We start from the raw sequence: 21,480 nt of genomic DNA on the forward strand, positions 1-21,480 counted from the left end.
ATAATCCGCGCATCTTTCCTATGCCGGCCCGCGCCCCGTGCCGCTTTTCCTCCTCCGCCCGTGACCGCTCGTTCCCCCGCCCCCGCCTCCGGCGTTTCGCTGGCGGCGCACACGCCCGCCCCCGTCGACGTCGCCCCGATTCCTCCCACCCCGGAACAGCAACAGTTCGTGCACTGGCTGCGCGAGGTGGCGCCCTACATTCACGCTTTCCGCGACAAGACCTTCGTGATCGGCTTTGGCGGCGAATTGGTCAAGGCCGACATGCTGGGCGCGCTGGTCAACGACGTCGCCCTGTTGCACGCCATGGGTATGCGCATCGTGCTGGTGCATGGTTCGCGTCCGCAGGTGGAAGAACAGCTCGCCCTTCGCAACGTGCAAACGCAGTTCGTGGATGGCGTGCGCGTGACGGACGGCGCAGCGCTGGAATCCGCCAAGGAGGCTTCCGGCGAACTGCGCCTGGATATCGAAGCCGCCTTCAGTCAAGGCCTGCCGAACACGCCGATGGCCGGCGCGCGCATGTCCGTGGTGTCGGGCAACTTCGTGACGGCGCGGCCGGTGGGCATCGTCAACGGCGTGGATTTCCAGCACACGGGGCTGGTGCGCAAGATCGATGCGGAGTCTATCCAGCACTCGCTGTCCAACCGCAAGATCGTGCTGCTCTCGCCGCTGGGCTTCTCGCCTACGGGCCAGGCGTTCAACCTGTCGATGGAAGACGTGGCCGCCAATACCGCCACGGCGCTGAAAGCCGACAAGCTCATCTTCATCACGGAGCTGCCGGGCATCATGGACCGCGTGGGCAAGCTGCAGCAGGATCTGTCGATGGAAACGGCCATCGAGCGCCTGCGCGACGGCAGTCTGTCGCACGACACCGCCTATTACCTGCAGCACATCGTCAAGGCGATGCGCGGCGGCGTGCGCCGGGCACACGTCATCCCGTTTGCGCTGGACGGCAGCATCCTGCTGGAACTGTTCCTCCACGACGGCGTGGGCACCATGGTGTCGCACACCGATCTGGAATACCTGCGCGACGCCACGCTGGACGACGTGGGCGGCATCGTCTCGCTCATCGAACCGCTCGAGGCGGACGGCACGCTGGTGCCGCGCGAGCGCCGGCTGCTGGAGCGTGACATCGCCAACTTCTCGGTCATCGAGCACGACGGCATCATCTTTGGCTGTGTGGCGCTGTATCCGTACCCGAAGGACGGCATGGCCGAAATGGCGTGCCTGATCGTCTCCCCCGACAGCCAGGGCACCGGCGACGGCGAACGCCTGCTCAAGCACACCGAAGTGCGCGCCCGTGCGCTGGGCCTCAAACGCCTGTTCGTGCTCACCACGCGGACGGAGCATTGGTTCCTCAAGCGCGGCTTCGTGCGCGCCAGCGTGGACGATCTGCCGGAAGACCGCCGCAAGCTGTACAACTGGCAGCGGCGCTCGATGGTGCTGATGAAGAAGCTCTAAACCCTTGGCGCGCGTCGTGGAATCCAAGCCCGGCGGCGCGCGGCCTTTACAATAGCGGCACCTGCGTCGCGCTTGAGCGGCGCTCCCGCCACACAAGAGGAATCCCCATGGCCCGCATGGTCCACTGCGTCAAGCTCAACAAGGAAGCCGAAGGTCTCGACTTCCCGCCCCTGCCCGGCGAACTGGGCAAGAAACTCTGGCAAAGCGTCTCGAAAGAAGCCTGGGCTGGCTGGCTCAAGCACCAGACCATGCTGATCAACGAAAACCGCCTGAACATGGCCGATTCGCGCGCACGCCAGTACTTGCTCAAGCAGACCGAGAAGTACTTCTTTGGCGATGGCGCAGACGAGGCCGCCGGCTACGTGCCGCCGCCCTCGGCCTGATCTGCCGTTACCCATAAAAAAGCCGTTCAGCGCAAAACTGAACGGCTTTTTGTTTGGGCAATGCCTTGACGCTGATGCGAAAGCCTATGCGAGCGAGGCCGCACCGTCGACCTTGAAGATTGCCACGGCACGTCGCAGCGCATCGGCCTGATTGGCCATGGCCTGGGCAGCCGCTGACGCTTCTTCCACCAGCGCGGCATTCTGCTGCGTCACCTCTTCGATTTGGCCGACAGCGATATTCACCTGCTCGATGCCGGTGCTCTGCTCGGCCGATGCGGACGAAATTTCGGACACGATCATCGTCACGCGCTGCACCGAGGCAACAATCTCGTCGATGATGCCACCCGCATCCTGCACGAGGCGCGCGCCGGCTTCCACGCGTTCGGTCGATTGTGCGATCAGCCCCTTGATTTCCTTGGCCGCCGTCGCGCTGCGTTGTGCAAGCGTGCGCACCTCGCCGGCCACCACCGCAAAGCCACGGCCTTGCTCGCCGGCGCGGGCGGCCTCGACTGCGGCATTCAACGCCAGGATGTTGGTCTGGAAGGCAATGCTGTCGATCACGCCGATGATCTCGCCCACCTTGGCGGAACTCTCCGAGATGCCCTGCATGGTCTGCACGACATCGCTCATCACCTTCCCGCCGCGCGACGCCGTATCCGAGGCATGATCCGCCAGCGTAGACGCCTGCACTGCGTTCTCAGAGTTGCGCCGCACCGTCGACGTGATCTCGTCCATGTTGGCCGCGGTCTCCTGCAGCGATGCGGCCTGCTCTTCCGTGCGCGACGACAAGCTCAAGTTGCCCGATGCGATCTGCGAGCTGGCCGAAGCCACGCCCTCGGCATTGCGCCGCACTTCGCTGACCACCCTCGCCAAGCTGCGCTGCATGTCTTTCAGTGCGACGAGGAGTTGCGCGATCTCATCGCTGCCGCGCACGTCAAAGGCGCCCGCCAAATCACCCTGTGACACCGTGCGTGCCACCTCCACCGCCCGCGACAGCGGCCGCGTGATCGACCGGCTGAACAAGAACGCGCCGCCCAGGCCCAGTCCAAATGCCGCCAGCATCAGCACCACGCTGACGACCAATGCGGTATGCGCCGTCTCGGCCGTCTTGGCTGATACAGCGGCGCTTTCCGTGGCAATCTCCTTGGCAGCTTCATCGAGCAGCCGCGAGGGCTCGCGGTCGACACCCGCCACGACCTGATCGCCAACGCTGGCATCAAACCCGGCCGCCACATACGCGTTGTAGCCCTTGCGGTAGCCCTGCCCCATGGCCATATGCGCCGTCGCAAACTCCGCAATCAGGTCTCGGCTCTTGCCGGGTGGAAGGGAAATCTGCAGCGCCTTGGCCTGGTCGGCAACCGCTTGCTCGCGCTTGCTGAAGGCGCTCCAGTATTTGTCGAGTTTCGCTGGGTCCTTGCCGCGCAGCAGCGTGTCTTTCCACTCCTGCACCTGCGTCTTGAACATGACCAGCATGGCCGTCACCGCACGCTCATCTGCAACGCGGGCCTGCACGGTGGTGTTGTATTCAACGATGGAATGATTGAGCGATGCGATGCCGTAAATCGCCCCGGCAAACATCAACAGCAAAGCCGCTGCAAATGCCAGGGGAAGTTTGATCGAGAGTTTCATGGTGTTCCGGGTAAGACGACATCCGACTACAGTGGGCAGCGCCGCTGCCACGTATCCGTCTTATCGGCCGACTCACGTCTCACTTAAGGCTGATTTCAATCACTTGCTTAGCGCAAACGTGCGCGCAGACAGCACATGTCGCTGCGGTCGCTTCAAAGTGGCGCAACAGGCATAAAAAAAGCCGCCCACTTGCATGAGCAGCTTTTCGATGAGGCACGCACGGCGATCAGAAATCGCGACGCTGCACCCCCGCTTCGGTACCTAGCAGCAGCACATTGGCACCGCGCTTGGCAAACAGGCCGACCGTCACCACGCCCGGAATATCGTTGACCACCGATTCCAGGCCCTTCGGATCGGCAATGCGCAGGCCCGTCACGTCGAGAATCACATTGCCGTTATCGGTCTTGTAGATCTGGCCTTCCTTGGTCATGCGCAGGCGCGGCTGACCGCCCAGCGCAGCGAGTTGGCGCGCCACGGCTGCACGTGCCATGGGCACCACTTCCACCGGCAACGGGAAGGCGCCCATCGTCTCGACGAGCTTGCTGCCGTCGGCGATGCAGACAAACACGCTGGCAACCGAGGCGACGATCTTCTCGCGCGTGAGCGCACCGCCGCCGCCCTTGATCATGGCGCCCGAGGCGTCAATCTCGTCGGCACCATCCACGTAGACGGGGATGGCGTCGACCTCGTTCAAATCGAGCACCGTAAAGCCGTGGCCCTGCAGGCGGCGCGTCGACGCTTCTGAGCTGGACACCGCGCCGGCAAAGCGTGCCTTGTGCGGCGCCATCGCGTCGATGAACAGGTTGGCCGTCGAGCCGGTGCCGACACCCAGCACGGCGCCCTCGGGCACGTTGGCCAATACGTAGTCTGCGGCGGCCTGTGCCACCAGCGCCTTCAGTTCATCCTGCGTCATCGCAAAAACCCGGTCGGATCGGAAAACCCGGTAGTGTACCGGATCAATACGATCGCCCCCGGCCGGCTCGCTGAGCCAAACCTGCGGAGTACAATCGATTCATCCTTTCACCTCCAGCGCAACGCTGGAACGCACTACGGACTTGCTTCATGACTCAGCTCGATCAACTCAAGCAGTTCACCACCGTCGTCGCCGACACGGGCGACTTCCAGGCCATGCGTGCCTACGCGCCGCACGATGCCACGACCAACCCGTCGCTGATCCTCAAGGCCGTGCAGAAAGCCGAATACCGCCCGCTGCTGGAGCAAGCCGTGCGTGACGCCCGCAGCGACAGCGTCGAGGACATCATCGATGCCGTCCTCGTGGCGTTCGGCTGCGAGATCCTGTCGATCATCCCGGGCCGCGTGTCGACCGAAGTCGATGCGCGCCTGTCGTTCGATACCGAAGCGACGGTCGCCAAGGCCAAGCATTTGATTGCGCTGTACGAAGCGCGAGGCGTGGCGCGCGAGCGCGTGCTGATCAAGATTGCGTCGACGTGGGAAGGCATCCGCGCGGCGGATCAACTCCGCGCCGAAGGCATCCGCTGCAACATGACGCTGCTGTTCTCGCTGGCCCAGGCCGTGGCGTGCGCGGAAGCGGGCGTGCAACTCATCTCGCCGTTCGTCGGGCGCATCTACGACTGGTACAAAAAGGATGCCGGCGCCAACTGGGATCCGGTCGCCCAAGGCGGCGCGAACGACCCCGGCGTGCAGTCCGTCCTGCGCATCTACAACTACTACAAGAAGTTCGACTATCCCACCGAGGTCATGGGCGCGAGCTTCCGCAATGTCTCGCAGATCGTCGAACTGGCTGGCTGCGACCTCCTGACCATCAGCCCGGATCTGCTCGCCCAGCTGCAGCAATCCGATGCGCCGGTCGAGCGCAAGCTGTCTCCGGACAACGCCAACGCGGCCAATATCGTGCGCCTGCCCGCCGACGAGAAATCGTTCCGCTGGCACATGAATGCGGACGCAATGGCCACCGAAAAACTTGCTGAAGGCATCCGCCTGTTTGCGGCGGACGCGATCAAGTTGGAAGCGTTGATTGAGCCGCTGCGCGCAGCGGCGTAAGAAGAAAGCCGGGCCTTATCCCAGCATGGCGGGCAGGCACACCCCCGCCGGCTGGTGGATCACCAAGTCGGCCGTTGCATCCAGGGCGCTCGGTTCCGGATTCACGACGATCACCTTGGCGCCATGGTCCTTCGCCAACCCCGGCAAGCCGGCGGCCGGATACACCATGCCGGATGTGCCGACCACCAGACAAAGGTCGCACGTATTGGCCGCCTCTTCAGCGCGGTAGTTCGCTACCAGCGGCAGTTGTTCGCCAAACCACACCACGCCCGGGCGCAGCATCGCGCCACACGTCGCACAACGCGGTGGGCGTCCCGGCTCGGCGGTGGCGATATCGCATTTGCCGCAGCCGCTCAGCCACTTGTCCGCAAACAGGTTGCCGTGCAGCTCGATCACCCCTTCGCTGCCGGCGCGCTGATGCAAACCATCGACGTTTTGCGTGACGAGCGTCACCGTCTTGCGCTTGGCCAGCGCGGCAATCGCAAGATGAGCGGGGTTCGGCTGCGCCTGCAGCACGCGCTCGCGGCGCTCCTGATACCAGTCCCACACCATGCGCGGGTGCTTGCGATACGCGGCCTCGGTGGCCATGTCTTCCGGGTTGAATCGCGACCACAGGCCGGTCAGCGCATCACGGAACGTCGGCACACCGGATTCAGCCGAGACGCCCGCACCGGTCAGCACCATGATGCGCTGGGCGGCCTCGACCCAGGCGTGGGCCTGGGCCAATGCAGCCGCATCGGATACGGCTGTGGGTTCGATGCTCATTACTTCTTGGCAGGTGCCGCCGCGCGTTGGCGTACCGCTTCAAACAGGCATACGCCGCTCGCCACCGACACATTCAGGCTTTCTACGCTTCCCGCCATCGGAATGCTGACCAGCGCGTCGCACGTCTCACGCGTGAGGCGGCGCATGCCCTCGCCTTCGGCGCCCATCACGATGGCGATGGGGCCCTTGAAATCCGCCTGGTAGAGATCCTGTTCGGCTTCGTCGGCCGTGCCAATCACCCATACGCCGCGCTCCTGCAACTCGCGCAGCGTGCGCGCCAGGTTGGTCACGGTGATGTACGGAACGGTTTCGGCTGCACCGCTCGCGACCTTGGCGACCGTCGTGTTGATCCCAACGCTGCGATCCTTGGGCGCGATCACGGCATGCGCGCCGGCAGCATCCGCCACGCGCAGGCAAGCACCAAGGTTATGCGGATCGGTCACACCGTCGAGCACCAACAACAGCGGCGTGCCTTCGATGCCGTCGAGCAGTTCATCGAGATTGAGCGCCAGCGACAGCGACTCTGCCTTGGCAACCACGCCCTGGTGGCGGTCGGTCCCGGCAATGCCGCGCAGGCGGTCTGCGTCAGCAGGAATGAGGCGCACGCCCGCTGCTTCCGCCGCTTTCAGGAAATCCTGCATGCGGCGGTCGCGGCGGTTGGCCTCGAAGTAGATTTCGTCGATCGACTTGGCGCCGTGGCGCAGTCGGGCGGTCACGGCATGAAAGCCGATGAGGAGCTTGGATTTAGACATGGCGCGATTGTACCCGTGTGCCCTCGCTCCTCGGCCGCTTTAACCGCTTTAACGCCCCTTGGTCTTGCGCGGGGCCTTGCCTGCCACCTTGCGTGGCGCAGCGGTTTTGACGCCACCCTTGGGCTTCGTGCCGCGCGCCGCCTGCTTCTTACGCGCAGGTTTGGCGTGGGGATGGCCCGGGGGCAGTGCCCGGCCGCCCGGCTCGAAGACCGGCTGCTCTTCGATGACGCGATCCAACGTCTCGTCGAACGACTCCTCCGGCTTGGCCGTACCGCCCAGCAATGCTGCCAACTGGCGCGGTTTCTTGCGGCCAACTGGCGGTGCCGGCGTCGCCACTGCAGCTTGCCGCGCGGCCGCGGCTTCCGGTGCACCGGTCACCTTGGCCGGGCGCAGCGCCTTGGTCGAGGGCTCCTGGATCAGGCGGAAATCCATCTTCCGGGCATCCAGATCGACGCGCAGCAACTGCACACGCACGCGGTCGGTCAACCGATAACGGATGCCCGTGCGCTCCCCGCGCAACTCGTTGCGTGCTTCGTCGTATTGGAAGTAATCGCTGCCCAGCTCGGTCACGTGCACAAGGCCTTCCACATACAGCTCGTCAAGCTGCACGAAGATGCCGAATGAAGTGACGGCGCTGACGGTGCCCGAGAACTCGTTGCCGAGCTTGTCGCGCATGAAGTAGCACTTGAGCCAGGCCTCGACGTCGCGCGAGGCTTCGTCGGCGCGGCGTTCGTTGGCGGAGCAATGCACCCCAAGCTCATGCCAGATCGCTTCGACCTTGGCCTTGTTGACGACCGCAGCCGGCACGCCCTTCTCAGCTTCGGCCTGCAGACGACGCGCCTTGGGCGATAGCGCACTGTTCAACTGCACGCCCGGCGCCAACGCCGGCACATAACGCGTGCGATTCAGGATCGCCTTGATGGAGCGATGCACCAGCAAGTCAGGGTAGCGGCGGATCGGGCTGGTGAAGTGCGCATACGCCGGATACGCCAGCCCAAAGTGGCCGATGTTGTCGGGGCTATAGACCGCCTGCTGCATCGAGCGCAGCAGCATGGTCTGCAGCATCGGTGCATCGGGGCGGGCGGCCACCTTTTCCATCAGTTCGGCGTAATCGGCGGCCTGCGGCTTGTCACCGCCGCCCAGCGTCAAGCCGCTGGTTTTCAGGAACGCGCGCAGCGCCTGCAGCTTTTCTTCGGTCGGGCCTGCGTGAACGCGGTACAGCGCCGGGTGCTTGTATTTGTCGAGCATCTCGGCCGCACAGACGTTGGCCGTCAGCATGCACTCCTCGATCAGCCGGTGTGCGTCGTTGCGGGTGCGCGGCAGGATCTGCTCGATCTTGCCCTGCGCGTTGCAGACGATGTACGTCTCGGTGGTGTCGAAGTCGATCGCGCCACGCTCGCGGCGCGCCTTGAGCAGCGTCTGATACAGCTCGTACAGGTCCTGCAGATGCGGCACCAGCGGCGCCCGCTTGGCCGCTTCCGGGCCCTTCACGTTCGACAGGATCGCCCAGACCTCGTTGTAGGTCAGGCGCGCCTTAGAGTGCATCACCGCCGGATAGAACTGATAAGCCTTGATCTCACCCTTGGCCGTGATCACCGCGTCGCAGACCATGCACAGGCGGTCCACTTCGGGGTTCAGAGAGCACAAACCGTTGGAAAGCTTCTCGGGCAGCATCGGAATCACGCGGCGCGGGAAGTAGACCGAAGTCGCGCGGTCAATGGCGTCTGCATCCAGCGGATGCCCAGGCCGCACGTAATGCGACACGTCGGCAATCGCCACAATCAGACGCCAGCCCTTGCTGCGGCCAATCTTGACGGGCTCCGCGTAGACGGCGTCGTCAAAATCGCGTGCGTCTTCGCCGTCGATGGTGACCAGCGGCACGTCGCGCAAGTCGATGCGGCCGGCCAGATCGGCGTCGCGCACCACGTCCGGCAGCGCCTCTGCCTCGCGTTGTGTCGGCTCCGAAAACTCATGCGGCACGCCGTACTTGCGCACCGCGATTTCGATCTCCATGCCGGGGTCGTCAATCTCACCCAGCACCTCGACCACGCGGCCGATCGGCTGCACGTAGCGGTCCGGATATTCCAGGATCTCCACGCTCACCACCTGGCCGACCTTGGCCTTGCCCTGCCCCTTCGGTGCGATCAGGATGTCGCGGCCCAGACGCTTGTCTTCGGGCGCCACGACCAGCGTGCCGCTTTCCGAGAGCAACCGGCCGATAACGCGCTTGTTGGCGCGCTGCAGGATCTCAACGATCTGCCCCTCCGAACGCCCGCGGCGATCGTAGCCGACGGCGCGCACCAGAGCGCGGTCGCCGTGCATGGCCTTCTGCATCTCTCGCTCTGGCAGGAAGATATCGGGCTCGCCGTCATCGCGGACGAAAAAGCCGAAGCCATCGCGATGGCCAATGACGCGGCCTTCGATGAAATTGGGCTGGTGCGCCAGTTCGTAGCGCCCCTTGCGGTTGAGTTCGATCTGACCATCCCGCTCCATGGCGGTCAGACGCTTGATAAAGCCGTCATGCTCCTTGCGCGTGACCGACAGCGCCTTGGCAATGTCGGTGGCAGACAGCGGAGACCCCGACGTGCGCAGCACACCGAGGATTTCCTCGCGGCTCGGGATCGGATAAGTCGGTTGATTCAATTTTTTCTTCTAGAGTGTTGACAGGATCGCTGGATCCCGTAATAATTACAGCTTCGGTACACGCACACCTGCCCAGGTGGCGGAATTGGTAGACGCACTAGTTTCAGGTACTAGCGGGTAACTCCGTGGAGGTTCGAGTCCTCTCCTGGGCACCAGAGTTTAGGAACGGCGCAACGCAAGTTGCGCCGTTTTTCTTTTCCGCGACCGGATTATCGTTATTCAGTAGCTGACGCGACATTCCGCGAAGGACGACGTGCATTGTGTCTTGGCTATCACGCCAGGGCCGAGCCAGGATCACCGGCCTCACCTGCCCTAGACGCTGGGTGGGTTCAAAGCCTGGCACATCGACATCGATGCACCACGCTTCGATCAACCGCGCTGCTCGTATTGGCATGTCCTGCAAAGCCAATCCGTACGCGGGTTTCGGGCCAATGTTGCGGCCCGTGACGTCAGGTTACCGAAGTGGCACGCACGACGCAAGCCGCACACGCCACTCCATTCACACTCGACGCAATCGACCAACGCTCAAGCCGCCGATGCTTCGCCGTTACCGGCCGAACGCGACTTGCCGCGCTTGATCCACGCCGCCAGGTTGTGGGGGCGCAGCGTGTCGTACTCCTCGAACGGCTGATGGATCCACGGATTGGTCGCAAGAAACTGCACGGCGTAATCCGGTTTGATCTTCGAGCATGCCTTGTGCCACAGCACAGCGGTGCGCACGTCGGTCACGGCCGGATAGCGCTCTTTCAGGTGACGCCCGACGCGCTCCAGCGTGACGCCCGAATCCACCAGATCGTCCACCAGCAACACGCGGCCCGACAGCTCGCCACGCGTCATCGTGATGTATTGCGCGATGTCGAGATCGCCCTGCTGTGTGCCGGCGGCTTCGCGATAGCTGCTGGTCGCCAGGATGGCCAACGGCAGGTCGTAGATGCGCGAAAGCTGATCGCCAACACGCAAGCCGCCACGCGCCAGGCACAGGATCTTGTCGAACTTCCAGCCCGACTCGTGCACGATGAGCGCCAGACGCTCGATCAGGCCATGGTAGTCATCCCAAGACACCCACAGGTGCGAGTCGTCGTTGATCGGCTGGTTCATGGTGTACCTCTTCGTATCGTGAATGCGGCGTGAGTTGCCGCTATCGTGTTCTATGAAAAACGGCGCTCCATGCAAATTCGCCCGGCGAATCACCGGGCGAATCTGGGAGCAACGCGTCAGTCCTTGTAGGGATGACGCAGCAGGATGGTTTCGTCGCGGTCGGGGCCGGTCGAGATCATGGCGATCGGAATACCGGCCACTTCTTCGACACGCTTCAGGTAAGCCTGAGCGGTTTCGGGCAGCGCATCCCATTCCTTCAGGCCGAAGGTGGAAGTGTTCCAGCCCGGGAATTCTTCGTAGATCGGCTGGCAACGCGCCACGGCATCGGAGCCGCGCGGGAGGATGTCGATTTCCTTGCCGTCGAGCGTGTAGCCGACGCACAGCTTGAGCGTTTCCAGGCCATCCAGCACATCGAGCTTGGTCATGCACAGGCCCGAGACACCGTTGATCTGGATCGCGCGACGCAGCGCAGCGGCATCCAGCCAGCCCGTGCGGCGCGGACGGCCCGTGACCGAACCGAATTCCTTGCCGACATTGGCCAGACGCACGCCGATCGGATCCTGGCGCGCCGGGTTATCCGCATCGTACAGCTCGCTCGGGAACGGGCCAGAGCCCACGCGCGTGCAATACGCCTTGGTAATACCGAGGATGTAATGCAGCTGGCCCGGGCCGACGCCTGCACCCGCGGCGGCATTACCCGCGACGCAGTTGCTCGACGTAACGAACGGATACGTGCCGTGGTCGATATCGAGCAGCGTGCCTTGCGCGCCTTCGAACATCAGGTTCTTGCCGGCAGCGTTGGCGGCAAACAACTCGGCCGATACGTCCGTCACCATCGGGGCGAGGCGGTCTGCATACGACAGCATCTCGTCGAGCGTCTGCTGGAAATCCAGCGCCGGGTGATTCAGGTACTGCGTCAGAACGAAATTATGGAAATCCAGGTTTTCGCGCAGACGCTCGGCAAAGTAAGCCGGGTCGAAGAGGTCCTGTACGCGCAGCGCGCGGCGGGCTACCTTGTCTTCGTACGCCGGGCCGATACCGCGGCCGGTAGTGCCGATCTTGGCGGCGCCACGCTTGGCTTCGCGCGCCTTGTCGATGGCGACGTGGTACGGCAGGATCAGGTTGGTCGCTTCCGAAATGCGCAGTCGGTTCTGCACCTGCACGCCGGCCGATTCCAGCTCGTCGATTTCCTTGAACAATGCCTCGGGCGACAGCACGACACCGTTGCCGATGTAGCACGCGACGCCATCGCGCATGATGCCCGACGGGATCAGACGCAGGATCGTCTTCTTGCCGCCGATGATGAGGGTATGGCCTGCGTTATGTCCGCCCTGGAAACGAACCACGCCTTGCGCATGATCGGTCAGCCAATCGACGATTTTCCCTTTACCTTCGTCACCCCATTGGGTGCCGATGACGACGACATTGCGTCCTTGGCTCACTGCTGGTGCGGACATGTTGAATTTGCAGATGGGTTAAAAACGTATTCTACCCTTGTTGCCAGGGGCTTCCCTGAAATTACGGGGTATTTACACAACGTTATGCAACAGCTTCAGATGGAAGCGTTGCGGGGCTTGACGATCCAGCGACCGCCCTCTTCGACGAGCTGCCGGTCGTAGGCGAATTCCTCCAGATCTTCGGGGTGGCCCGGCAGCGACTGGATCACGATTTCGCCTGCGGCGCGCAACGCGGCAATCGCCTCGCGCAGCTTGGCATCACCCGACCAAGGCGCATGGATGGCAGCGGCGCGTGCCTCCACCGGCGAGATACCCGCCACTTCGCGCAGGTCCAGTGAAAAGCCTGTCGCCGGGCGGGCGCGGCCGAACGCCTCGCCGACCTTGTCATACCGGCCACCGCGCGCCACGGCATTCGGCACACCGGCCACATAGGCAGCGAACATCACACCGCTGTGGTAGTGGTAGCCGCGCAGATCGGCCAGATCGATGTTGACGGTCGCTCCGCCTGCACGCTCGGCCAGCGTGGCCAAGTCGTCCAGCGCGCGGCCGATGGAAGGCAACGCCGGCAACTGCTTGCGCGCAAGCTCGAGCACGTCGACGCCGCCGTACAGCGCCGGCAACAGATTGATGGCGTCGCGCTGGGCCGCCGGAAGATCGGCCGTGATAGCACGCAAGGCGGGCACGTCCTTGGCGGCCAGCGCCGTGAAAAGATCGTCCTGAATGCGTGCGGCAATCGGCGACTGCTCCAGCAACGCGGCCACCACGCCGACGTGACAGAGATCCAGACGCACATCGGCCAGACCCGCGGCCGACAGCGCGGCGAGCATCAGCTCCTGGATTTCCAGATCGGCTTCCAGCCCAGCGTGGCCATAGATTTCCGCACCAATCTGCAGCGGCTCACGGGTGACGTGGAATCCACTCGGACGCGTGTGCAATACCGACCCGGCGTAGCACAAGCGCGTGACGCCGGCGCGGTTCAGCAAGTGGGCGTCGATGCGGGCCACTTGCGGTGTGATGTCGGCGCGCAGGCCGATGGTGCGGCCGGAAAGTTGGTCCACCAGCTTGAATGTCTTCAAATCCAGGTCATGCCCAGTGCCGGAGAGCAGCGACTCGATGTATTCCAGCATCGGCGGCATGACGAGTTCGTAGCCGTAAGTGCGGAACAGGTCGAGCATGCAGCGGCGCAACTCTTCGATCTTGCGCGCCTCGGAAGGCAGCACATCAGCAATGGATTCAGGCAGCAGCCAATTGGTCGGCATGGCGGTCTCGCTCGGGAGTCTGGTACGGCAGAAATTCGGTAAAAACAGGAAGTGCGCTAGCGATGCAGCAACCGCAGGAGGATCAGCCCAATCGCCATCGACACCAGGCCGATCACGCGCAGCTTTTCGTCGGGCAGATCGGTCAGCGTCTGGAACGCGCGTCGCCAGGCTTGCGGCGCCACGAACGGCAGAATGCCCTCGAATACGAGCACCAGCGCGCACGCTGCCAGCAAAACGTTGGGGAGTGACTCTTCCATGGGATGCGGTTGGCGAACGAACAAAACCCCGGCAAGCCGGGGTCTGTCCGCCTCAAATGATCAGCGACGCATTGTACTAGCGATGGCGCCCCGTCTGGGCAGCCGGTGCTGCCGCGGAGTTGCCGCCGTTCGGGCTGCGCATGTATTTGAAGAAATCGTTGTTCGGCTGCAGCACCATCACGTCCTTCCGATCGCGGAAGGACGCACGATACGCTTCCATGGAGCGCCAGAATGCGGCGAACTGCGGATCGCGGCCAAACGCATCGGCATAAATGTCAGCGGCGCGGGCATCGCCCTCACCCTTGATCTTCTGCGCGTCGCGGTAGGCATCGGCGAGGACGACTTCGCGCTGACGATCGGCATCGGCGCGGATCTTTTCACCCTCGGCGGCACCCGTTGATCGCAGCTCGTTGGCCACACGCTTACGCTCGGCCTCCATGCGGCGATAGACGGACTCTGTCACGCTGGCCAGCAGATCGACACGCTTCAGGCGCACGTCGATGATGTCTACGCCGACGGACTTGCCATACTCCTGCACGCCTTTGAGAATGCTCTGCATCACGGCTTCACGATCTGTCGAGACCACATCGGACACCGTGCGGCGTGCAAACTCATCGCGCGCGATGGAGTTGATCTTCTGCGTCATGCTGTCCTGCGCGAGGCGGTTGTCGCCTTTGAAGCTGACGTAGAAGAGACGCGGATCGGACACGCGCCACTTCACAAACCAGTCGACCAGCAGGTTCTTCTTCTCCGCCGTGATGAAACGATCGGCGCCGGCCACATCGATAGTCTGCAAGCGCTTATCCATGAACACCACGTTCTGCAGCGGCGGCGGAAGCTTGAAGTGCAGCCCCGGCTCCTTGATGACCTGCTTGATCTCACCAAAGGCAAACACCACGGCGTACTGCCGTTGATCCACCACGAACACCACCGACGAAAACACCGCCAGGGCAATGACCAGCGCCACGAAGGCAGAAATCAGACGATTCATAGTGCCCTCCTGTTAGCGCGAATCACGGTCACGGTTGCGCAGTGCTTCGCGCGAGCGCGAGTCTGCGTCATTGGCCGGTGACGGATTGGAGGGAGTCGGTACGCCCTGCGCAGAACCGCTGTCCTGCGCTGAGGCGCCAGGCGCAGCGGCCGGACGCGACGTGTCGCCTTGCGTTTGCGCGATCAGCTTGTCCAGCGGCAAATACAACAGGCTGCCATTGCTCTGGTCGACCATGACCTTGGTCGAGTTGGCGTAAATGTCCTGCATGGTTTCCAGATAAATGCGGTCGCGCGTAACCTGCGGCGCCTTCGCATATTCGCGTTGCACCGAGGCAAAGCGGGCCGCATCACCCTCCGCCCGTGCAATAACACGTGCCTTGTAACCTTGCGCCTCTTCACCCAGACGGGCGGCCGTACCCTTGGCACGCGGCACCACGTCATTGGCGTAAGCCTGACCTTCCGAGATGGCACGCTCGCGATCCTGGCCCGCCTTGGTCACATCATCGAATGCGGCCTGCACCTGCTCCGGCGGCTGCACGCTCTGCACGTTGACACTGAGGATGCGGATGCCGGTCTTGTAAGCCGACAAAATGCGTTGAATCGACTCGGCAAGATTGCGCCCAACGGCATCGCGACCTTCGTACAGCACCGCGTCCATCTTGTTGCGGCCGACGATCTCGCGTACCGAAGTCTCTGCCGCCTGTGTCACCAATTCTTCATCGCCGCCGCGGTCCGTACGGTTGTAGAACAGGTAATCGACCGGGTTGGCAATGTTGTACTGAACCGAGAAGCGCACGTCGACGATGTTCTCGTCCTGCGTGAGCATCGAGGAGTCTTTCAGGTTCGTATCTTTGATCTGGGTAGTCCGACCGATTTCAAGCGTGCGCACGCCTGACAGGTTCACGATTTCGTGCGATTCGATCGGATACGGCAGACGCCAATTGATACCCGGCGTTGCCAGATACTTGAAACGACCGAACTGCAGGATCACGCCTGTCTGGCCTTCCTGCACGATAAAGAAACCGCTGGCCAGCCACAGGCCAACCAGCACCGCCAGCAGCACGCCGACGCCCAGCCCCGAGCCACCTCGGCTGCTACCGGGACGCAGCGGCGTGGGACCGTCGTTACCGTTACCGCTATCCTTGCGGCCGAACAGGTTGTTCAGACGGCGATTGAAGTCGCGCCACAGCTCGTCAAGGTCGGGCGGGCCATCCTGGGGCGGCTTGCTTTGGCGCTTCGGCTCATCTTTGTCTTCGCGCTCGGCGTTGTTGTCATCGCCGCGACCCCACCGGGGATCATTCAGCGAAAGCAGCACGCGCAAGCAGTGCCACAAACCTCGCGCCGAACGCGGCGAGGCCATGGAAGAAGACTGGGTCGAAATCTCGGGCATGAGCGGTCGGGCTTGTCCTGATTGTCTGACTGCGAAGAAGTAACGGGGCATTCTATCAGCCCTCTTCGTCACCTTTGGCGGAAGAGCCGCTGCTCGGCAAGCTTTGCGACAGTTCGTCACGGTGCTCCGGCAGCAAATCGCGGCGCGTGTCGAAGCGCGGATCGAAATCGCCGCCATGCGACGCGGGATTCTCACGCAGGCGGATCGCGGTCTCGACCAGCGCTTCGCGCAACAGATCGAGCCCGGTCCCTTCGATGGCGGAAACGAACACGCGCCGCACGGCGCCGGTCTCGTCGCGCTCGATACGCGGGCCAGCGACGCGCAGCTCCTCCGCCGCGTCGATCTTGTTCATCACCAGAATCTGAGGGATGCCGCTCGCGTTGATTTCATCCAGCACGCGATCGACCTGCTCCATCTGCTCGTGCTTGACGGTGCTGGCGGCGTCCACCACGTGCAGCAGCACGTCGGCGTGCACCGTTTCTTCCAACGTGGCGCGGAAGGCGGCCACCAGCTGCGTCGGCAAATCGCGGATAAAACCCACCGTATCCGACAGCACCACATTGCCCAGCCCCTCGAGGTACAGCCGGCGGGAGGTGGTGTCCAGCGTGGCAAACAGCTGGTTGGCAGCGTACGCGCGCGCCTTCGTCAGCGCATTGAACAATGTCGATTTGCCGGCGTTGGTATAACCGACCAACGAGACGGAAAAAGCGTCGTTGCGGCTGCGCGAACGGCGCTGCGTGTCATGCTGACGCTGGAGTTTGTCCAACTCGGACGACAGACGCTTGGCGCGCTCATCGAGCATCCGGCGATCCAACTCGAGCTGACGTTCACCCGGGCCGCCGCGCAGGCCGACACCGCCCTTCTGACGCTCCAAGTGACTCCACGCCCGGACCAACCGGGCTGCCTGGTAACGCACGCGCGCCAGTTCGACCTGCACCTTGCCCACGTGGCTTTGCGCGCGCTGGCTGAAGATGTCGAGGATAAGGCCGGTCCGGTCCACCACGTGGCGACCGAAAAAGCGCTCGAGGTTGCGCTGCTGAGCCGGGCTCAGCGCGTGGTTGAAGATGACGATCTCTGCGTCTTCCTCGTCGGCAGCGATCTTCACCTCTTCCGCCTTGCCGGCGCCGATGAACAGCGCGGCGTCGGGCCTGGAGCGCTTGCCCGTGACGGCGCGCACCGGTTCAGAACCGGCCGTTGAGGCCAGCAGCGCCAGTTCGCTCAAACTTTCCTGAAAATCGTGTTTGCCGAAATCGACGGCGACCAAAATGGCGCGAGTCGGCTCCGAGCTGGAGGTGGGATGGGATGCCAAACGGGGAAATAAGGAAGGGAGAAACGGGGTGGGTGCGTCCCGCCGCGCGGAGGGCGGCGGGAGCGAGGCAGAATCAGGCGTCAGGCGCGTCGTCCACGCGGAAATTCACGGCACGGGCCGGCACCACGGTGGAAATTGCATGCTTGTACACCATCTGCGTCACGGTGTTACGCAGGAGCACGACGTATTGGTCGAACGACTCGATGTTGCCTTGCAGCTTGATACCGTTGACGAGGTAGATCGACACCGGCACATGCTCCTTACGCAGCGCATTCAGAAACGGGTCTTGTAGCAATTGCCCTTTGTTGCTCATGGCACACTCCAGATTTATAGGTTTAGTGGTGGGTTATGGGGCTAGGAAGCCCGGGTTCAAGCAGGCGACGCAAAAAAAGTTCGTCAAAAGAGTCGGCCAGACGCGTCCAAATGACGCCAATGGCGCCTGGATTTGTCGACACCAAGCGCCATGTCTCGAGAATTTAGCCTTAGAAATGAGGGAAAGCAAACGGAAAACCGAAGACCCCGCCATATGAAATGGCTCGGCCTTTTTGGTCATCCTCCGTTCGAATGCCCCGCATCACACGCTCCCGCCGTCGAGCACCGCCCGCGCGGCGCTCACTCGTTGGATTGGGCGTACGGATTTTTGTTCGTACGAAATTCGATCCGCAGCGGTGTGCCCTTCAGTTGGAAGGCTTCGCGGAAGCGCCCCTCCAAATAGCGGCGATAGGTCTCGGGAATATTCGACAGCGCGTTGCCGTGAATCACCACGATCGGCGGGTTGGAACCGCCCTGGTGCGCGTAGCGCAGCTTCGGACGAGAGACGCCTGCGCGTCGCGGCTGCTGGTACTCGACCGCCTCCATCAGCACGCGCGTGAGCTTCGGCGTCGGCAGCTTGACCATGGCGGCAGCATAGGCGGCGTCCACGGACTTCATCAGCGCGCCAATGCCAGTGCGCTCCTTGGCGGAGATGTAATGCACGTTGGCGAAGGACAGGAACTGCAGCTTGCGCTCCATATCGTGCTTGATGCGATCGCGAGCATGTCCGGTGAGACCGTCCCACTTGTTTACGCCGATCACGAGCGCACGGCCGGATTCGACGATGAAGCCGGCGATATGCGCGTCCTGGTCGGAAATGTCCTGCTGCGCGTCAAGAATCAGCACGACCACGTTGGCGTCGGCAATCGACTGCAGGGTCTTCACGACCGAGAACTTTTCGATCGCCTCGAACACCTTGCCCCGCTTGCGCAGACCGGCCGTATCGATGAGTGTGTACGGCTTGCCGTTTCGCTCGAAATCCACGTAGATGGCATCGCGTGTGGTGCCCGGCATATCGAACGCGATCACGCGCTCTTCGCCGATCAGCGCATTCACGAGCGTCGACTTGCCTACGTTCGGACGGCCGACGATGGCAATGCGGGTGCCGTGGTCATGCGCATCGGCTGCCTCGGCAAGCTCAGGGCGCTCGGCAAAGGCCAGATCCAGCGCCTCGGCCACAAGGTCGTTGACGCCATCGCCGTGCGCAGCCGAGATTGCGGCCGGGTCGCCAAGACCAAGCTCATAGAAATCGCTGGCAACCGCGGTGTAGCGCATGCCCTCGGCCTTGTTGACAGCCAGGAGGATGCGGCGTCCGGTTTTGCGCAGGTAGTCAGCGATCACGCGATCCTGCGGGGCCAGCCCCAGCCGGCCATCGACGATGAAGATGACGACATCGGCTTCGACCACGGCCTGACGTGTCTGCTTGGCCATCTCCGCAACGATGCCTTCCTTGGCGACGGGTTCGAAGCCGCCGGTATCGATGGCGATGAATGGACGGTCGCCCACGCGGCCTTCACCGTAGTGGCGATCGCGCGTCAGGCCCGGAATATCCGCCACCAACGCGTCACGCGAGCGCGTCAGACGGTTGAAGAGGGTCGATTTGCCGACATTCGGCCGCCCCACGAGGGCAATGACTGGTTTCATGCTTGTGTGCCGCACGCGAATGGCGCCACGGCAAATTCTGATTATTGCAACTGCGGTTGGCATCTGCACGGCTGAATGCCTGATGACACAGATGCAAGACGCCCGCGGAGTACGCGGGCGCAAGTTCAAGGCGGCGCTGCCACCCTGAGGTGATGCGTGTGCCGCCCCAGCCCCCCCTCGGGCCAAAGCGGGCAATGTTACTTTGGCAGATAGCCGTAGACGCCACCACCGCGGGTCTGAACGACCAGCGTCTGGCCGACCACCACCGGCGCTGCGCCAATGGCGCTGCTGTCGGTCTTCACGCGGGCCACGAACTTGCCGTCGTCACGCGACAGGAAATGCAGCCAGCCTTCGGAATCGCCGACGATGACCGCGCGGCCGAAGGCCAGCGGCGTGCCGAGGTAGCGCCACAGCAGGGCGTCGTTCTTCCACAGGTCGGCGCCATTCTGTGCGTTAAAGCCGTAGACGACCGACTTCTCGTCAGCAGCGAACAGCCCGTCATCATCTTGCGTCACACCGCTCGGCGACGAGAAATCTCGTCCCCAGCGCGGTGCGCCGGTGCTCGTATCGAAACACGCCACGCGCCCCTGGAAGCTGGCTGCGCAGACTTGCGAACCGCTGATCGACGGTGCGCCGGTCACATCGTTCAGACGCTCGATCTCCGACACGCCGCGCGGATACGACACGGCGGCTTCCCAGCGAAGCGCGCCGTTGCTGGCCGAAAGCGCACCCAGCTTGCCACCCGCAAAACCGAGGATGACGTTATCGCCGGCAAAAACCATCGGCAGGCTGCTGCGGAGGTTCAGCGCCGAGGGAGAACGCTGATAGATCCACTTGCGTTCGCCATTGGCGGGGTCCAGACCCAGGACGCGGCCGTCCGTCGTGCGAACGATCACCAGCCCCTGACCCACCAGCGGCGCTGTGAGGACTTCACCGTTGACGGCGACCTTCCACTTCTGCGCACCCTTCTCGTCGAACGCGACGACCGCGCCCTTCTCACCCGCCACCGCCGTCAGCGTGCCATCGCTGCCGGGGCCGGACGTCAGGTCCACATCCGCCTTGCCTTGCCAGATGGTGCGGCCGGTAGCGCCGTCCAGGGCGGTCACAGTACCGCCGGCAGCCGACACGTAAACGTTGTTGCCTGCCACAGCCGGCTGCATCACGTAGCGACCGCTCTTCCCGACGCTCACGCTCCACACCTGCCGCACGGCCAGCACTTGCTGAACATCCTTCAGCTTGGCCGGCTCATGCTTGTTCTTGCTGCTGAACAGCGAGCAACCGCCAAGGACAGCCGTCGCTGCCAGTGCCAGCACTGCCACGCGTGCCGCCTTGGCAACACCGCGCGCGACACCACCCTGCTCAAGTGCGTGAATCATGAAATCGGGATCCTTTTGTTATGCGTTGAATTGCTCGGGTTACGCCAATCAGGCACCACCCAGGGCATCCAGCTTGAACTGCACGATCTGGCGAGCCGAAGCATCAGCCGGACCGAACTTCTCCAACGCCAGCTTGTAAGCCGCGCGGGCGTCTTCGTTCTTGTTCTGCGCGGCCAGCAGATCGCCGCGACGATCGGCGTACAAGCCGGCAAAGGCCGGAGCAACGTCGCCGGAGACTAGCGCGATGCCCTGATCGTAGGCTTTCTCGTCGAGCAGAAGCCCAGCCAGGCGCAGCTTGGCGAGCGCCTTGTACTCATCGTCGCGCGCGTGATCGACCGCCCATTGCAGCTGCGCCTTGGCGCCCGCCGCATCGTTGGCTTCGTACAGCGCCTTGGCCGTGGCCAAAGCAGTCATCTGCGCATAGGCCGTGCCGCCAAACTTGCCTTCCATGTCAGTGGCGGCACGCTTGATCTTTTCAGCGTCCTTGCCATCAACCGCCTTCTGTACCTGCTCGTACAGCACGGACGCTTCACCGGCCTGCTTACGCTGCCAGTTCTTCCAGCCGAACCAACCGGCCACGGCCAGCAGCACCACGATGGCGATCCACGTGATCACGTTGCCGTTGTCACGCCACCAGTGCTTGAGACTCTCTATCTGTTCCTGTTCTTCGAGATCGTAGGCCATGCTTTGCAGAGCTTGAATATTGGAGGTGAATCGCGGTCGTTCGCTGGCGAGC

The 21,480-nt window shown here is 63.3% G+C and carries 19 protein-coding genes and 1 tRNA gene; 4 read left to right on the top strand and 16 right to left on the bottom strand.

All coding sequences use genetic code 11. From position 1 onward, the window contains the following. Window positions 1-60 precede the first annotated feature (60 nt). Both argA and R2676_RS07480 read left to right on the top strand, forming a co-directional pair. Window positions 61-1,458, top strand: coding sequence for an amino-acid N-acetyltransferase (gene argA, locus R2676_RS07475; protein ID WP_206275359.1), 1,398 nt, complete (start codon window positions 61-63; stop codon window positions 1,456-1,458). A 107-nt stretch (window positions 1,459-1,565) separates the two neighbouring features. After that, complete coding sequence (locus R2676_RS07480) at window positions 1,566-1,841, top strand: oxidative damage protection protein (RefSeq protein WP_004626344.1); 276 nt, start codon at window positions 1,566-1,568, stop codon at window positions 1,839-1,841. Between the two features lie 84 nt (window positions 1,842-1,925). Here the strand turns inward: R2676_RS07480 and R2676_RS07485 are convergent, their stop codons facing one another. Together R2676_RS07485 and rpiA are read right to left on the bottom strand one after the other, a co-directional pair. Beyond that, window positions 1,926-3,470, bottom strand: a complete 1,545-nt coding sequence (locus R2676_RS07485; protein ID WP_206275360.1) for a methyl-accepting chemotaxis protein — start codon at window positions 3,468-3,470, stop codon at window positions 1,926-1,928. 226 nt (window positions 3,471-3,696) lie between these two features. Further along, window positions 3,697-4,383, bottom strand: a complete 687-nt coding sequence (gene rpiA, locus R2676_RS07490) for a ribose-5-phosphate isomerase RpiA (RefSeq protein ID WP_027677614.1) — start codon at window positions 4,381-4,383, stop codon at window positions 3,697-3,699. A 149-nt stretch (window positions 4,384-4,532) separates the two neighbouring features. On the opposite strand from rpiA, the gene tal reads away from it, so the two are divergent. Next, window positions 4,533-5,492, top strand: coding sequence for a transaldolase (tal, locus tag R2676_RS07495; RefSeq protein WP_027677615.1), 960 nt, complete (start codon window positions 4,533-4,535; stop codon window positions 5,490-5,492). 15 nt (window positions 5,493-5,507) lie between these two features. Here the strand turns inward: tal and R2676_RS07500 are convergent, their stop codons facing one another. The 3 genes from R2676_RS07500 to rnr are packed head-to-tail and all read right to left on the bottom strand — an operon-like array spanning window position 5,508 to window position 9,652. Beyond that, on the bottom strand, window positions 5,508-6,257 hold the full coding sequence (locus tag R2676_RS07500) for an SIR2 family NAD-dependent protein deacylase (protein ID WP_206275361.1): 750 nt from the start codon (window positions 6,255-6,257) through the stop codon (window positions 5,508-5,510). Continuing rightward, window positions 6,257-7,009: a 23S rRNA (guanosine(2251)-2'-O)-methyltransferase RlmB gene (gene rlmB, locus R2676_RS07505; protein WP_012761781.1), complete on the bottom strand. Its 753-nt coding sequence runs from the start codon at window positions 7,007-7,009 to the stop codon at window positions 6,257-6,259. The genes R2676_RS07500 and rlmB overlap by 1 nt, the downstream gene beginning before the upstream one ends. A gap of 48 nt (window positions 7,010-7,057) precedes the next feature. After that, window positions 7,058-9,652 (bottom strand): ribonuclease R, encoded by a 2,595-nt coding sequence (gene rnr, locus R2676_RS07510; RefSeq protein WP_206275362.1) that lies wholly within the window; start codon window positions 9,650-9,652, stop codon window positions 7,058-7,060. A 70-nt stretch (window positions 9,653-9,722) separates the two neighbouring features. Between rnr and R2676_RS07515 the strand changes: the two genes are divergently transcribed. Then, a tRNA-Leu gene (locus R2676_RS07515) sits at window positions 9,723-9,807 on the top strand. Window positions 9,808-10,177: 370 nt separating this feature from the next. Here the strand turns inward: R2676_RS07515 and R2676_RS07520 are convergent. The 11 genes from R2676_RS07520 to R2676_RS07570 all read right to left on the bottom strand — a co-directional run bounded on the left by R2676_RS07520 (window position 10,178) and on the right by R2676_RS07570 (window position 21,428). After that, window positions 10,178-10,750 (bottom strand): phosphoribosyltransferase, encoded by a 573-nt coding sequence (locus tag R2676_RS07520; protein ID WP_027677618.1) that lies wholly within the window; start codon window positions 10,748-10,750, stop codon window positions 10,178-10,180. 116 nt (window positions 10,751-10,866) lie between these two features. Next, window positions 10,867-12,207 (bottom strand): adenylosuccinate synthase, encoded by a 1,341-nt coding sequence (locus R2676_RS07525; RefSeq protein WP_206275363.1) that lies wholly within the window; start codon window positions 12,205-12,207, stop codon window positions 10,867-10,869. A gap of 95 nt (window positions 12,208-12,302) precedes the next feature. Then, window positions 12,303-13,466 carry an ATP phosphoribosyltransferase regulatory subunit gene (locus R2676_RS07530; RefSeq protein ID WP_206275364.1) on the bottom strand — a complete coding sequence of 388 codons (1,164 nt, stop codon included), beginning with the start codon at window positions 13,464-13,466 and terminating at the stop codon, window positions 12,303-12,305. 56 nt (window positions 13,467-13,522) lie between these two features. Beyond that, a complete protein-coding gene (locus R2676_RS07535) occupies window positions 13,523-13,723 on the bottom strand; it encodes a DUF2065 domain-containing protein (RefSeq protein WP_027677621.1) in 201 nt (66 codons plus the stop codon). 76 nt (window positions 13,724-13,799) lie between these two features. Further along, window positions 13,800-14,714: a protease modulator HflC gene (gene hflC, locus R2676_RS07540; protein ID WP_027677622.1), complete on the bottom strand. Its 915-nt coding sequence runs from the start codon at window positions 14,712-14,714 to the stop codon at window positions 13,800-13,802. Window positions 14,715-14,726: 12 nt separating this feature from the next. Beyond that, complete coding sequence (hflK, locus tag R2676_RS07545) at window positions 14,727-16,103, bottom strand: FtsH protease activity modulator HflK (protein WP_206275365.1); 1,377 nt, start codon at window positions 16,101-16,103, stop codon at window positions 14,727-14,729. 55 nt (window positions 16,104-16,158) lie between these two features. After that, a complete protein-coding gene (gene hflX / locus R2676_RS07550; protein WP_206275366.1) occupies window positions 16,159-17,412 on the bottom strand; it encodes a GTPase HflX in 1,254 nt (417 codons plus the stop codon). A gap of 73 nt (window positions 17,413-17,485) precedes the next feature. Next, on the bottom strand, window positions 17,486-17,725 hold the full coding sequence (hfq, locus tag R2676_RS07555; RefSeq protein WP_027677625.1) for an RNA chaperone Hfq: 240 nt from the start codon (window positions 17,723-17,725) through the stop codon (window positions 17,486-17,488). 299 nt (window positions 17,726-18,024) lie between these two features. After that, a complete protein-coding gene (der, locus tag R2676_RS07560) occupies window positions 18,025-19,368 on the bottom strand; it encodes a ribosome biogenesis GTPase Der (protein ID WP_027677626.1) in 1,344 nt (447 codons plus the stop codon). Between the two features lie 197 nt (window positions 19,369-19,565). Continuing rightward, a complete protein-coding gene (gene bamB / locus R2676_RS07565) occupies window positions 19,566-20,744 on the bottom strand; it encodes an outer membrane protein assembly factor BamB (protein ID WP_206275367.1) in 1,179 nt (392 codons plus the stop codon). A gap of 48 nt (window positions 20,745-20,792) precedes the next feature. Further along, window positions 20,793-21,428 carry a YfgM family protein gene (locus tag R2676_RS07570; protein ID WP_206275368.1) on the bottom strand — a complete coding sequence of 212 codons (636 nt, stop codon included), beginning with the start codon at window positions 21,426-21,428 and terminating at the stop codon, window positions 20,793-20,795. Window positions 21,429-21,480: the final 52 nt, after the last annotated feature.

Source organism: Ralstonia flatus (assembly GCF_958439105.1).
Classification (GTDB): domain Bacteria; phylum Pseudomonadota; class Gammaproteobacteria; order Burkholderiales; family Burkholderiaceae; genus Ralstonia; species Ralstonia flatus.

Excerpts from the sequence above, each read along its gene's own strand:
- hflC (WP_027677622.1), bottom strand. The coding sequence starts at position 14,714 with ATGAATCGTCTGATTTCTGCCTTCGTGGCGCTGGTCATTGCCCTGGCG.
- der (WP_027677626.1), bottom strand. The coding sequence starts at position 19,368 with ATGAAACCAGTCATTGCCCTCGTGGGGCGGCCGAATGTCGGCAAATCG.
- rpiA (WP_027677614.1), bottom strand. The coding sequence starts at position 4,383 with ATGACGCAGGATGAACTGAAGGCGCTGGTGGCACAGGCCGCCGCAGAC.
- rlmB (WP_012761781.1), bottom strand. The coding sequence starts at position 7,009 with ATGTCTAAATCCAAGCTCCTCATCGGCTTTCATGCCGTGACCGCCCGA.
- R2676_RS07530 (WP_206275364.1), bottom strand. The coding sequence starts at position 13,466 with ATGCCGACCAATTGGCTGCTGCCTGAATCCATTGCTGATGTGCTGCCT.
- tal (WP_027677615.1), top strand. The coding sequence starts at position 4,533 with ATGACTCAGCTCGATCAACTCAAGCAGTTCACCACCGTCGTCGCCGAC.
- R2676_RS07500 (WP_206275361.1), bottom strand. The coding sequence starts at position 6,257 with ATGAGCATCGAACCCACAGCCGTATCCGATGCGGCTGCATTGGCCCAG.
- R2676_RS07485 (WP_206275360.1), bottom strand. The coding sequence starts at position 3,470 with ATGAAACTCTCGATCAAACTTCCCCTGGCATTTGCAGCGGCTTTGCTG.
- hflK (WP_206275365.1), bottom strand. The coding sequence starts at position 16,103 with ATGCCCGAGATTTCGACCCAGTCTTCTTCCATGGCCTCGCCGCGTTCG.
- hfq (WP_027677625.1), bottom strand. The coding sequence starts at position 17,725 with ATGAGCAACAAAGGGCAATTGCTACAAGACCCGTTTCTGAATGCGCTG.
- R2676_RS07480 (WP_004626344.1), top strand. The coding sequence starts at position 1,566 with ATGGCCCGCATGGTCCACTGCGTCAAGCTCAACAAGGAAGCCGAAGGT.
- R2676_RS07535 (WP_027677621.1), bottom strand. The coding sequence starts at position 13,723 with ATGGAAGAGTCACTCCCCAACGTTTTGCTGGCAGCGTGCGCGCTGGTG.
- R2676_RS07570 (WP_206275368.1), bottom strand. The coding sequence starts at position 21,428 with ATGGCCTACGATCTCGAAGAACAGGAACAGATAGAGAGTCTCAAGCAC.
- R2676_RS07525 (WP_206275363.1), bottom strand. The coding sequence starts at position 12,207 with ATGTCCGCACCAGCAGTGAGCCAAGGACGCAATGTCGTCGTCATCGGC.
- R2676_RS07520 (WP_027677618.1), bottom strand. The coding sequence starts at position 10,750 with ATGAACCAGCCGATCAACGACGACTCGCACCTGTGGGTGTCTTGGGAT.
- bamB (WP_206275367.1), bottom strand. The coding sequence starts at position 20,744 with ATGATTCACGCACTTGAGCAGGGTGGTGTCGCGCGCGGTGTTGCCAAG.